Raw genomic sequence first — 12,214 nt, forward strand, 5'->3', positions numbered from 1 at the left:
AGAATCAGCTACATTAGCAGTGACAAGTTATTCCACGCAAACCCTCTTTCCTTTGGTTATGAAAACATCCCTTTCTGCAAGCCTGTATCTTGCTTTACTGGCAGTTGTTATCTCCTGCCAGAAAGAATCAGCACAACAGTCGCAACCTGCCACCAGAGCCACTACTGCTGAAGCATTACCTGCACATTTTAAAGTGGCCTATTATGCCTTTGATGCTACTCCCAATCAGCTACCACTCACGCAGTTTGCCAACGAGGCGAATGTAGTCGTGCTGTTTGAAGGTACTGGCTGGGAGATGGCGGATTCTGTGCATTATGGCAGCTCCAGTAGTTATATACTGAATGTTAATCCTAATTATCATTCCTATAAGTCTATTATTAACCATGTGCGTGTGTTACAACAGCGAGGTGTGAAGGTATTGATGAATGTGGATGATGCACCATCCTGGAATACCACTACACCTTTTACGACTTATAACGGGCAGGGGCTGAATTATCAGCAGTTTGCTGCCTTTGTGAAAGCCTGTATTATTGATTCACTGCATTTTGATGGGATAGCACTTGATGTAGAACATCTGGGCAGTACGGCTGCTAATACGAACTTTACTAATCTCGTGAAGCAATTGGGCAGTTACTTCGGACCACTATCTTCCAATAGCGCTAATACTGTGTATACTGCCGCTATATACAGTGGCGCGCAGGCGGGATATGCCATTGGTCAATCTCCTACTGTGGCGCAGTACCTGAACTTTGTGGAGGATATGGGCTATTTTCAGAACAATACGACCAGGTTCAATCGTTGGGCCAATTACATCGGATCGAATAAGACCATGATTGGTGTTTCCAAGCAGTATAATTCTGTGAGTACTGCAATCACCGCCGCAAACTGGTTACCCGGGAGTGGGAATAAGGCAGGTATTATGGTGTTTGCCGGGAATGTTGATTCTTCTTATACGAATCGGATTTTCAGGGCATTGAGATGAAACCGATATCCTTTTAAATGCGGGATGGAGTAATGGCGGACGATCGCCATTACTCCGTTCAGGTGCTTAATGAGTTCCATGCTTTTATCTATTAGCCGGTAATACGTAATGTGTGAACAGGAAGTCTTCTGTGAATCCCATTCTGGTATAAATACCTTGTCCCATCGCGGAAGCCTGCAACACACAATGGGTAGCATTGCTATCTATCGCCATATCGATCAATATATTCATAATCTCTTCCGCATATCCTTTTCTACGTACTTCGGGTAGTATACCTACGGAATGGATGCCTGCTATGCCATCCTCAATATGTAACAGGGCTGTTCCAATGAGGGCGTTTTCAAGAAAGACCAGGTAGAACGGTACTTTATTGCAGGATTGCGCCACTACGTCTTCGTGGATCCGATAGCCAAATGGGATAGTAAAAGTGTCAATCCATTGCTTTGCCTGTTCTTCGTTGGTTACTCTTGTCAGCCGAAGCCTTTTCTCATATACAGGTCTTTCCGCCAACTGAAGGGACATCCCCGTTTGTTGGAACCGTTGTTCCAGTCCTTTGGAAACAAAGAGGTCGTGATTATCTTCCCAGGAGGAGATCTTCAGGCTTTCCTTTCCATTGCGCATTTCGTTGATGGCGTTGTCCAGTACTTCGGGCGTATAGTTCCAGGACCATAGCCTGTTGGGCCAGTCGGAGAAGGGGAGATAGCAATAGCTATAGTTTTCCCTGTTATGGTTCGCATTAAAGGGTGTATTTACTATCGTCCATAAGGAGAGGATGTTCTCAATGTTTTTTTCTTTCAGATTCATAGCTCACGTTGAAATAACAATCTAAGTATAATAACTGTGCTTAGCTTGTACAAAGGTGAAACATCCGAAGGAAATAATCGTTTACATATGTTGATTGGGGGTACTATTTTATACCTGCCGGTTTTATTGCTTTACTTATGCGTGATACACCGGCAGGCTGAAACCAAACGTACTTCCTTCCCCGAGTTTACTATCTACCCAGATCCTTCCACCCTGTGCTTCTATGAATTCCCGGGAGATGGATAATCCCAGTCCGGTACCTACCTTTTCCGGCGTACCGGGCACTTTAAAATAGCGGTCGAAGATGCGGGAGAGGTATTTCTCTTCAATGCCTCTGCCATGATCGCAGACGGTAAATTCTATGTTGTTGTCTTTGAGAGATGTGGTCAGCTCGATCTCTGCGTCATCGAGCGAGTATTTCACGGCGTTGGTGAGGAAGTTGGTCAATACCCAGGCTGTTTTCTCCGGGTCTGTCATTATTTTATTACCGTTCGTGTGTTTAGTGACGCGGATGGCGATGTTCTTCTGTTGCGCAAGTGCGCTGACGGTATTGGTGGCGTTGTCGATGATGATATCCGGTGATACCGGCTCGATCTTCAGCTGTATATGCCCTGTTTCCACCTGGCTCATGTTGAGCAGTTCACTGGTGATCTTGAGCAAACGGTCTGCATCGTCAGTGATACTTCTTACGAGTTCTTCCTGCTCCCTGTTGACGTTACCTATACGAGCATCTGTCAGTAGCTGGGCGCTCATTTTAATGGAAGCGATCGGCGTTTTCAGCTCATGGGAGATCGTTGCAATGAAGTTGGTCTTTGCTTCATTGAGTTCGTGGAAAGGCGTGATATTACGTAATACGATCACCTGACCAATGACCTTATCAATGTTTGTTACGTTGAGAATGTCCAGGTGAAAATAGCTTTCCTTTCCGTCGGCGTAGATCTTGAGTTCTTTATTAGCACTATCCTGCTTCAACAGGTTGCGCATCAGGTCATTGTGGAGCGCAATGTCGGGTGCATAATGGCCCCTGATCTCTGCTTCCTGCAGGCCGAGCAGCTTTTCAGCAACCTTGTTCAGGAAGAGGAGATTTCTGCTTTCGTCAAGACCGATAATACCATCGTTCATCTGGTTGATAATGGTATCGATACGGCTCTTTTCGAATTTGATCTTGGCGAGGTTACTATGTTCGTATTCATCCAGCTTTTCTGCCATGCTGTTGAAGGCCTGTGCAAGTTCTCCGAATTCGTCGTGCTGGGAGATGCGGATACGTTTAGAATAATCCTTATTCACAATGGCTTTGATACCTTCTGACAGGGTCTTTACCGGCTCACTGATTATACCGGGGAAGTTCACTGCCAGTGTGAAGGCAATGAGTGCAAGGAAGCCGAAGATGAATACTGTGTAGTTGCTGAAACGCCTGGCATTTCTTTCAGCTACCGCATTCTTCCGTTGGATGGCTTCCTGGTTGGCGGTATTGATCTTGTAGATCTCCCGGCGGATAATTGTTTGCAGGGAGTCGTTGGAAGGATCATGTTTTAAGAGATCGAATGTATTCCTGACGGCAGCTGTAGCGCGTCCTTCACCTGGTTCCGTGATATTGGCTTCCTGCCTGGCAAGATTGCTTTCGAATTCGGGGAATACGCTGGAATCGAAGGGCACGCGGTCCATTAATGCCAGCATGTTATTGCTGTATACCAATGTTTCGTAGTTATCCTCCAGGATAAGGCGTGCGTCATTCTTGAGTTGGTATATGGAGAAGATCCCCAGGATACCGGAGATGAGAATGGCAATAAATAAAAATCCAATGCCTATACTTAGTTTCGTTTTCAGGCGCATGTCACGAGAGAATTATAATGTCAATATCCGATTCAGACAACTTGCCCAGCAGTTGTGAGAATACGGCTGTATTCAGCAGCATACCCATTACGTTGAGATGTGGCTTGCCGATGCAGATCGTTGTGATCTTTTTTTCTTCGGCGGTTTGCATGATACTCTTCGCAATATTAGTACTTTTTAGCTTTATCACTTCTCCGCCCAGTTCCATCACCAGTTTGAAGTTGTTGATCAGGTGCCGCTGGGCTGCCAGTCCGATCCTGTCGCCGTCTTCTTTGGGCGTCTGTACATAGAGTACATACCATTTGGACTGATAATATTTAGAGAGCCGGGCTGTTTTGCGGATCACCTTCTTCGCTATAACATGATTGCTGCTGATGCATGCCAGGAAGCGCTCATTTCTTGCCTGGGCGCTAACCGGCAGTGATGAATCTATTTTACGTTCTACCTGGGTAGCTACTTCTTTCAGCGCCAGTTCTCTTAACTGAAGGATCCTTTCTGGCTGGAAGAAGTTCCTGATGGCGATGGCTATCTTATCAGGTGTATAGATCTTACCTTCTTTCAGACGGGTGATCAGCTCATCGGCGGTAAGGTCAATATTCACGACTTCATCTGCCTGTTGGAGTACGATGTCGGGGATACGCTCTGCCACATCTACGCCGGTGATGGATTTCACTTCGTCCTGCAGGCCTTCAATATGCTGGATATTGACCGCACTGATGACGTTAATGCCTGCTTCCAGTATTTCCATCACATCCTGCCAGCGTTTTTCGTTCTTACTACCTTCTATGTTAGTGTGGGCCAGTTCATCTATGACCACCACCTCCGGGTGAAGGTTCAACACTGCCTGCATGTCCAGTTCTTCGAGGGCTTTGCCTTTGTAGAACAGTTCCCTGCGGGGGATGACGGGTAAACCGTCCAGCAGGGCATGTGTTTCTGCCCGGTTATGGGTTTCTATATAGGCGATCCTGATATCGACGCCATTGCGCAGCAAGGTCCTGGCCTCCTGCAGCATGCGGTAGGTCTTGCCTACACCGGCACTCATACCGATGTATATTTTGAACTTTCCCCTCCTGGACTGACGGATCAGGTCGAGGAAGTGTTGTGCGTTATTTTCTTTTTCGCTCATAGGCTTGATGTTCAGAAACTCACTCTCCGTCTAAACCCAGGCAGGTCTTCTCCGCCGGAGAAGCGCCCGTAGCTTAGTACGGAAGGAGTGAGGTGAATCAGGTTAGAGAGATCAGTACACACTGGCTAAAAGCAGTGCTTCCTTTTCTTCTTTTTGTACAGCGGGAGGCGTATAAAGCATCGCTGTACAGAGACAGTGCCGGCACCCTTTCTTCTGCAGGATATTAAAGTTAACACAACTCCTGCATCCCTTCCAGAATTCCGGGTCCCTGGTTATTTCATTAAAGGTGACTGGTAAAAAACCTAATTTGCTGTTCATCCGCATAATGGCCAGTCCACTTGTAATGCTGAATAATTTTGCTGTAGGGTATTTTTCCCTCGATAACTGGAAGATCCTTTTCTTGATACGGGAAGCGATCCCTTGTCCGCGGAACAGCGGATTAACGATCATGCCGGAGTTGGAAACAAATTCTCCATTACTCCAGGATTCGATATAAGAGAAACCTACCCAGATCTTGTTTACGGTCAGCGCTATGACGGCTTTCCCTTCTCTTATCTTTTTCATGATAGCGGTAACAGAACGTTTGCTGATACCGGTACCTCTTGCTTTGGCGGATGCCTCCATTTCTGCAGTGATGGATGCAGCGTATTTACAATCTGAAAGCACCGCCTTTCTGACGATCACTCTGTCGTTGTCCATTTCGGATAGTTTTATTTTAATGTGTCCAGGGCTACATTGAGTTTAAGCACGTTCACTTTTGAAGGTCCGGCAATACCCATCAGCGGACGTTCGGTATGATCAGACACCAGTGTCATCAGCTTTGTTTCAGACAGATGACGTACTGCTGCGATACGTCTTACCTGTATCAGGGCGGCAGCAGGAGAGAGGTCCGGGTCGAGACCGCTGCCGGAAGCCGTTACCAGTTCAGCAGGGATGTCTTCTTTCTTTACACCAGGGTTATGCGCCAGGAAAGTATCGATACGTTCCTGTACGGTTTTCTGGTAGTCCGGGTTGGAGGCTGCCTTGTTGGAACCTCCTGATCCGGCGGCATTATAGTTAACGGCAGATGGGCGGCCATTGAAGTATTTATCTTCTGTAAAACGCTGACCTACATTTTCATAACCCACTACTTTACCGTTTACAGACACTGTTTCACCTTTTCCCTGTCCAGGGGCAGCTTTGGATACAGCCGCGATCAGGGCAGGATAAAGAACCGCTAACACCAGTACCATGAAGAGGGTCAGCTTTATTGAAGGCCATATATACTTTTTCATTGTTGTTTTTGTTTGATCAGTAATTACATGAAAAGGGTCAGGAACAGATCAATGATCTTGATACCTATGAAAGGAATGATAACGCCACCGAAACCATAGATCAGCAGGTTCCTGCGCAACAGCGCGCTGGCGCCGATAGGTTTGTAGGCCACGCCTTTGAGTGCCAGTGGGATCAATGCAGGAATGATCAGTGCATTGAAGATCACGGCAGAAAGAATAGCGCTCTCCGGAGACGCGAGATGCATAATGTTGAGTCCCTGCAAAGCCGGAATAGCGGTTACAAAAAGTGCTGGTACGATGGCAAAATACTTTGCCACGTCGTTTGCGATGGAAAAGGTAGTAAGTGTACCACGTGTCATCAGTAACTGTTTACCGATTTCCACGATCTCAATCAGTTTAGTCGGGTCGTTATCGAGGTCCACCATGTTACCGGCTTCTTTCGCCGCCTGGGTACCGCTGTTCATCGCTACGCCTACGTCGGCCTGCGCCAGCGCAGGAGCGTCGTTTGTACCGTCGCCCATCATGGCTACCAGTTTACCGCCTTCCTGTTCCTTGCGGATATAGATCATTTTATCTTCAGGTTTGGCCTCTGCGATGAAGTCGTCCACACCTGCTTTTTCAGCGATATATTTTGCTGTGAGCGGGTTATCGCCTGTCACCATTACTGTCTTCACACCCATTCTGCGCAGCCGTTCAAAGCGTTCACGTATACCAGGTTTTATAATGTCCTGCAGTTCGATCACACCGATCACTGTTTCGTTACGGCTTACTACCAGCGGCGTACCACCATTGGAAGAGATCTCTTTTACTTTCTCTTCTGTTTCGGCGGGGAATTCATGACCAGCTTTCAGTACGATGTGGCGGATGGCATCATATGCACCTTTACGAATACGGAGTCCGTTGAGGTTTAATCCGCTGCTACGTGTTTCGGCCGTGAACTCAATAAAGGTGGCTTCTTCACTGGCCAGCTGGGGCACTTTAATACTCTTTTCTGCCGCCAGTTCTATGATGGATTTACCTTCAGGTGTTTCATCTGCCATAGAGGCCATGGCACAGGCTTCGATGAACTCTTTCTTACCGACGCCATAGGCAGGCCAGAAGTGAGTGGCTTTACGGTTACCGATGGTGATGGTACCTGTTTTGTCGAGTAGCAGTGTATCCAGGTCGCCGGCAGTTTCCACCGCCTTACCACTTTTAGTGATAACGTTGGCCCTCAATGCACGGTCCATTCCCGCGATACCGATGGCACTGAGCAGACCACCGATGGTTGTCGGTATCAGGCAGACAAACAGAGAAACAAAAGCAGCAATGGTGATAGGCGTATTGGCATAATCACCAAAAGGCTTTAAGGTGACACAAACGATGGTGAAGACCAGCGTAAAGCTTGCCAGCAGGATAGTGAGCGCAATTTCGTTGGGCGTTTTCTGACGGCTGGCGCCTTCTACAAGTGCAATCATTTTATCGAGGAAGCTTTCACCGGGATCGGTGGTCACGCGTACCTTGATCTTGTCGCTCAATACTTTCGTACCGCCTGTTACGGACGATTTATCACCACCGGATTCACGGATCACGGGAGCAGATTCACCGGTAATGGCTGATTCGTCGATAGTAGCCAGACCCTGAATGATCTCACCGTCCATGGGTATCATATCACCCGCTTCACAGATGAAGAAATCGCCTTTACGTAACTGTGAAGAAGGCACGATCTTGATCTCGTTGGTGTAGATGTCGCCAATTGGCAACACCTTCTTTGCAGGTGTTTCTTCTCTTGTTTTACGGAGACTTTCTGCCTGTGCCTTACCTCTTGCTTCAGCGATCGCTTCCGCGAAATTGGCAAAGAGAAGGGTCAGCAGCAGGATGATAAACACGGCGAGGTTGTATCCGAAGGAACCCTGAGATCTATCTCCGGTAATAGTAGTATAGAGTGTAACCACCAGCATGATAGCTGTACCGATCTCCACGGTGAACATTACCGGGTTGCGGAACATGATCTTTGGTGAGAGTTTGACAAAGGCCTGCTTTAAAGCACCGCTCACCAGTGCCGGTTCAAAAAGTTTATTATGATTGTGTTCAGACATATAATTCAAGTTTTGCGAACAAGGTTGTCACAGGATAATAACCAGACGATTTAGATGTAGGATAGTAACAACGAGGTTTTTATCAAAAGGACTGGAAATATTCTGCTATAGGTCCGAGGGTCAGTGCAGGGAAGAAGGCCAGTGCTGCAATGATCATGATCACAGCGTAGGTCATGATACCGAATGTGGCGGTATCTGTCTGCAATGTACCTGCGGATTCAGGGATATATTTCTTCTTGGCCAGGATACCAGCGATGGCCACCGGACCGATGATAGGAATAAAGCGGCCGAGTATCATGACTATACCGGTGCTGATATTCCAGAAAATATTGTTGTCAGCCAAACCTTCAAAGCCGGAGCCGTTGTTGGCAGAGGAAGATGTATACTCATACAGCATTTCTGAAAATCCGTGATTGGATGGATTGTTGAGCCATGCGGAGGGTTGTACGGACCAGGCTATCTGCGGATGATGTGCCGCAAAGTAGGCTGACAAGGCAGTACCTACCAGTACCAGGAATGGGTGGAAGAGCGCGATGATAGCGGCGATCTTCATTTCACGGGCCTCTACTTTACGTCCCATAAATTCGGGTGTACGTCCTACCATCAGTCCGGAGATGAATACGGCGATGATGAGGAAGATAAAGTAGTTCAGTAAGCCTACACCTTTACCGCCATAGAAACAGTTCGTCATCATCCCTAACATCTGCATAGCGCCTGATAGAGGCATGGAGCTGTCGTGCATGGAGTTGACAGAACCTGTAGAAATGATAGTGGTCATTACCTGCCAGTAGGCGGAAGCGGGTACGCCTATACGTGCTTCCTTACCTTCCATAGCGGTGATGTCTTTCAGTCCCATATGGCTCAGCACCGGGTTGCCGCTTATTTCGGAGATGAGGGTTGGGATCATAAACGTCAGCATGCCGATTGTCATGACGCCAAAGATGACATAGCCGAGCTTTCTTCTGCGGATAAAAAATCCGAAGGCAAAGATGAGTGCCATTGGGAGGATCACCTGTGCGATGATCTCCACCATATTGGTCAGGTAGTTCGGATTTTCCAGCGGGTGTGCTGAGTTGGCACCAAACCATCCGCCGCCATTGGTACCTAGGTGTTTAATGGCAATCATACCGGCCGCAGGACCTCTGGATACCTGTACGGAATCGCCCTGCATGGTAACAATACTGTCTTTCCCGTCAAAGCTGGCAGGAGTACCATTGAACACCAGTATGATGGCCATAATAATGCTCAGCGGGAGCAGTATGCGGGTGATCGTTTTGGTGAAGAATACGAAGAAGTTACCCAGTTTCTCTGTTGTCTTTTCGGCAAAGGCCCTGAACAGCACTGCTACAGCGGCTACACCGGTGGCAGCAGATACGAATTGCAGGAAGGTGATAACAAATAGCTGGGAGAAATAGGTAAGTCCGGATTCACCTGAATAGTGTTGCAGGTTACAGTTCACCAGGAAACTGATGGCTGTATTAAATGCCAGGTCAGGCGTCATATCCGGGTTACCATCCGGATTGAGTGGCAGATGTGACTGGAACAACAGCATAAAGAAGGCGTAGATCAGCCATACCAGGTTAATAGATAACAAGGCCGCCATGTGTTGCTTCCAGTTCATCTCTTTATGAGGATCTATCCCGCAGATGCGGAAGATAAAACGTTCCACAGGATTGAGGAAGTCGGTGAAGGTGCGTTCACCCTGGAATACTTTCGCTATGTATTTACCCAGCGGGAACGCAATCACCAGTGTTATGATAAAGGTGAGGATCACACCTGTTATTTCGCTGTTCATTAGTAATCGGTTTGAGATCAGAATTTTTCAGGTTTCAGAAGAACATACACCAGGTAAATAAATACGAGGATGGATATTATTAAGAGTAATGTCATCATAGTTATTCAATTATATGTTTTCGAAGAAATCTATTGATTTATAAAAGAGATAAAAGCAAATAAACATGATGAGCAGATAGAGTGCGATAAGCATATGACGGTGTTTTTTAGATGATAGATTATACGCCCGGCTTCAATACCTGCTGGATGTAGAGGGAAAAGAGCACAGCCGGCATTACCCGCTGTATTTCCAACCATTCCTGTCGGCTGCAGGACATTCTGAAGCTGGAGAATGAAAAGATGAAAACATTTTCGATGGCGGTTTTCATCAGCTGGTTACCACGGTTGTAGATCTTTTCAGCAAGTGTCATACAACGTTGTACCTGACGGAGCTGATGCTGTTGCAACATCCTGGCGGTATAGTTAGCCAATACCTTTACAGAGAGGTATGCGCTGCCAAAAACAGGGGCGCATACTATTTCCTTTTGTATTTCTGGTATTTCATCCGCTATCTGAGCGGCGGCTTCATATTGGTTCATAGAAAACGATTTACAGGGATATAAAGGCGAATGGCATGCCCGCTTCCGGGAGTTAGATGCCGCTTTGTTTGTAAGCCTTCAGGGGCAAGGAGTTATAATTCTCAGGCACTGGTATGCCAGCCGGAACGGCTTTCTAAAACCCTCTCATTTTGAGAAACCTTTATCAATTTGGATCAATGCAGACTTTTCCCTGGATATTGGCGCCCCCGGATGTCCGGTTCACCACCTGATTTGGCTGACAGGCGCCATAGCACTATGTGTTCTTCCGGAATAGTCGTCCATTTGTACTGTGATCGACATTATTCAACGATTCAATCAAAACACATGAGACCAGTTAACATAATAATTATCAGTTCCGTTTTAGTAGGCCTGCTTATCGGTATGGCCGCATTCGTAAACGTATCAAATGAAAGAATGATGAAAGATGTACAGAAAGCGAAGGATAGCAAGGGATTCGCTGTTGTGGAGTTGTTCACTTCGGAAGGGTGCTCCAGTTGTCCGCCGGCAGATGCACTGCTGGAACGTATTCAGCAGGACAATGAGAACAAACAGATCTATATCCTGGCCTTCCATGTTGATTACTGGGACCACCAGGGTTGGAAAGACCGCTTCAGCGATCACAGATACTCAGATAGGCAGGGGCAATATGCCAATTGGATGAGGCTTTCCACTGTCTATACACCGCAGGTGGTGATCAATGGTGAAAACGAGTTTGTAGGTTCAAACGCAAGCGCTATTGTGCAGGCGATCTCGAAAGGGTTGGATGAGCCATCTACAGCCAGCGTAGGTCTGAGTGCCCGGATTGAACAGGGTAAATTATATGTAGGACACCAGGTATCAGGTGTGGGAAAGAATGAAACGTTAGTGCTTGGCCTGGTAGAGAAGGTGGCACACAGTGATGTGAAAGCCGGTGAAAATTCAGGCAGGAAATTGTCTCACGTGCAGATAGTACGGGATCTGGCACAGGTGGATGTAAACAGTAATAAAGAAGTGGAGATGAAGTTGCCGGTTGGTTTTAATGAGAATGATTTCGAGTTGATCGGTTTTGTACAGCGGAATGCAGATGGCAAGATCATAGCAGCAACCAGAAATGAGTTTTAACAGGGCTATTAAAACAACAAAAGAAAACAATTCAATAAAAGTTAAACATATACAGATCATGGAAAATACAAACAATGGAGTGATCAGTACTCCCAGGATTGACAAAGTATTATATACAGGTAAGACACATACAACCGGAGGAAGAGAGGGGAAGTCAAGCAGTTCAGATGGACGTCTGGATATCAGGTTATCTTCTCCGGGAAGCACAGATCCAGGTACTAATCCCGAGCAACTGTTTGCCGCAGGATGGTCAGCCTGTTTCATGGGCGCGGTTGGTATTGCTGCAGCAAAAGCGAAAGTGACTTTACCGGAAGACTTCTATGTGAATGCAGAGGTAGACCTGGGTTTATCGGGAGTTGCTTACTTCCTGCAGGCGCGTCTGAATGTGCATTTACCAGGAGTAGACACAGAGGTGGCAAAATCGCTTTTAGAAACGGCGCATCAGACATGTCCATATTCCAAAGCTATTCATGGAAATATAAAGGTGGAGACCAATCTGATCTAAATCGTAATATTTCAGTGAGGAATATCATATAGATATATGATAGGTGAAGTTGAATGGGGAAACCGGAACCATCTCATTTTTGAGATGGTTTTTTGTTTTTAGGCATTTTCGGGCTTACGGTATTCAGTATTTTTTCTCT

The 12,214-nt window shown here is 46.7% G+C and carries 12 protein-coding genes; 3 read left to right on the forward strand and 9 right to left on the reverse strand.

The window, feature by feature from the left end; all coding sequences use genetic code 11:
- The first annotated feature begins 58 nt into the window (after positions 1-58).
- Entirely contained in the window at positions 59-982 is a 924-nt protein-coding gene (locus CLV42_RS27005) for an EndoS/ChiA family endoglycosidase (protein WP_106605056.1), read from the forward strand.
- 84 nt (positions 983-1,066) lie between these two features.
- On the opposite strand, the gene CLV42_RS27010 is transcribed toward CLV42_RS27005, so the two are convergent.
- From CLV42_RS27010 to CLV42_RS27050, 9 genes are all read right to left on the reverse strand, one after another.
- Positions 1,067-1,786, reverse strand: a complete 720-nt coding sequence (locus CLV42_RS27010; protein ID WP_106605057.1) for a GNAT family N-acetyltransferase — start codon at positions 1,784-1,786, stop codon at positions 1,067-1,069.
- 135 nt (positions 1,787-1,921) lie between these two features.
- A complete protein-coding gene (locus CLV42_RS27015) occupies positions 1,922-3,619 on the reverse strand; it encodes a HAMP domain-containing sensor histidine kinase (protein WP_106605058.1) in 1,698 nt (565 codons plus the stop codon).
- A gap of 1 nt (position 3,620) precedes the next feature.
- Positions 3,621-4,745, reverse strand: coding sequence for a sensor protein KdpD (locus CLV42_RS27020; protein ID WP_106605059.1), 1,125 nt, complete (start codon positions 4,743-4,745; stop codon positions 3,621-3,623).
- 111 nt (positions 4,746-4,856) lie between these two features.
- The gene (locus CLV42_RS27025; protein WP_106605060.1) at positions 4,857-5,444 is read right to left on the reverse strand and encodes a GNAT family N-acetyltransferase; all 588 of its coding nucleotides are present in this window, start codon (positions 5,442-5,444) and stop codon (positions 4,857-4,859) included.
- 11 nt (positions 5,445-5,455) lie between these two features.
- Positions 5,456-6,019 (reverse strand): K(+)-transporting ATPase subunit C, encoded by a 564-nt coding sequence (locus tag CLV42_RS27030; RefSeq protein ID WP_106605061.1) that lies wholly within the window; start codon positions 6,017-6,019, stop codon positions 5,456-5,458.
- 23 nt (positions 6,020-6,042) lie between these two features.
- Entirely contained in the window at positions 6,043-8,097 is a 2,055-nt protein-coding gene (gene kdpB / locus CLV42_RS27035) for a potassium-transporting ATPase subunit KdpB (protein WP_106605062.1), read from the reverse strand.
- An 82-nt stretch (positions 8,098-8,179) separates the two neighbouring features.
- Positions 8,180-9,892 (reverse strand): potassium-transporting ATPase subunit KdpA, encoded by a 1,713-nt coding sequence (kdpA, locus tag CLV42_RS27040; RefSeq protein ID WP_106605063.1) that lies wholly within the window; start codon positions 9,890-9,892, stop codon positions 8,180-8,182.
- Between the two features lie 17 nt (positions 9,893-9,909).
- Positions 9,910-9,990: a K(+)-transporting ATPase subunit F gene (gene kdpF, locus CLV42_RS34635; RefSeq protein WP_044219073.1), complete on the reverse strand. Its 81-nt coding sequence runs from the start codon at positions 9,988-9,990 to the stop codon at positions 9,910-9,912.
- A gap of 119 nt (positions 9,991-10,109) precedes the next feature.
- A complete protein-coding gene (locus CLV42_RS27050; protein WP_106605064.1) occupies positions 10,110-10,469 on the reverse strand; it encodes a DUF7674 family protein in 360 nt (119 codons plus the stop codon).
- 324 nt (positions 10,470-10,793) lie between these two features.
- On the opposite strand from CLV42_RS27050, the gene CLV42_RS27055 reads away from it, so the two are divergent.
- Together CLV42_RS27055 and CLV42_RS27060 are read left to right on the forward strand one after the other, a co-directional pair.
- The gene (locus CLV42_RS27055) at positions 10,794-11,570 is read left to right on the forward strand and encodes a DUF1223 domain-containing protein (RefSeq protein WP_106605065.1); all 777 of its coding nucleotides are present in this window, start codon (positions 10,794-10,796) and stop codon (positions 11,568-11,570) included.
- A gap of 58 nt (positions 11,571-11,628) precedes the next feature.
- A complete protein-coding gene (locus CLV42_RS27060; protein WP_106605107.1) occupies positions 11,629-12,075 on the forward strand; it encodes an organic hydroperoxide resistance protein in 447 nt (148 codons plus the stop codon).
- Positions 12,076-12,214 lie beyond the last annotated feature (139 nt).

Source organism: Chitinophaga ginsengisoli (genome assembly GCF_003014595.1).
GTDB classification, from domain to species: Bacteria; Bacteroidota; Bacteroidia; order Chitinophagales; family Chitinophagaceae; genus Chitinophaga; species Chitinophaga ginsengisoli.

What these genes read in the sequence shown, in the direction of transcription:
- CLV42_RS27005 (WP_106605056.1), top strand. Translation starts at nt 59, where the DNA reads ATGAAAACATCCCTTTCTGCAAGCCTGTATCTTGCTTTACTGGCAGTT.
- CLV42_RS27010 (WP_106605057.1), bottom strand. Translation starts at nt 1,786, where the DNA reads ATGAATCTGAAAGAAAAAAACATTGAGAACATCCTCTCCTTATGGACG.
- CLV42_RS27015 (WP_106605058.1), bottom strand. Translation starts at nt 3,619, where the DNA reads ATGCGCCTGAAAACGAAACTAAGTATAGGCATTGGATTTTTATTTATT.
- CLV42_RS27020 (WP_106605059.1), bottom strand. Translation starts at nt 4,745, where the DNA reads ATGAGCGAAAAAGAAAATAACGCACAACACTTCCTCGACCTGATCCGT.
- CLV42_RS27025 (WP_106605060.1), bottom strand. Translation starts at nt 5,444, where the DNA reads ATGGACAACGACAGAGTGATCGTCAGAAAGGCGGTGCTTTCAGATTGT.
- CLV42_RS27030 (WP_106605061.1), bottom strand. Translation starts at nt 6,019, where the DNA reads ATGAAAAAGTATATATGGCCTTCAATAAAGCTGACCCTCTTCATGGTA.
- kdpB (WP_106605062.1), bottom strand. Translation starts at nt 8,097, where the DNA reads ATGTCTGAACACAATCATAATAAACTTTTTGAACCGGCACTGGTGAGC.
- kdpA (WP_106605063.1), bottom strand. Translation starts at nt 9,892, where the DNA reads ATGAACAGCGAAATAACAGGTGTGATCCTCACCTTTATCATAACACTG.
- kdpF (WP_044219073.1), bottom strand. Translation starts at nt 9,990, where the DNA reads ATGATGACATTACTCTTAATAATATCCATCCTCGTATTTATTTACCTG.
- CLV42_RS27050 (WP_106605064.1), bottom strand. Translation starts at nt 10,469, where the DNA reads ATGAACCAATATGAAGCCGCCGCTCAGATAGCGGATGAAATACCAGAA.
- CLV42_RS27055 (WP_106605065.1), top strand. Translation starts at nt 10,794, where the DNA reads ATGAGACCAGTTAACATAATAATTATCAGTTCCGTTTTAGTAGGCCTG.
- CLV42_RS27060 (WP_106605107.1), top strand. Translation starts at nt 11,629, where the DNA reads ATGGAAAATACAAACAATGGAGTGATCAGTACTCCCAGGATTGACAAA.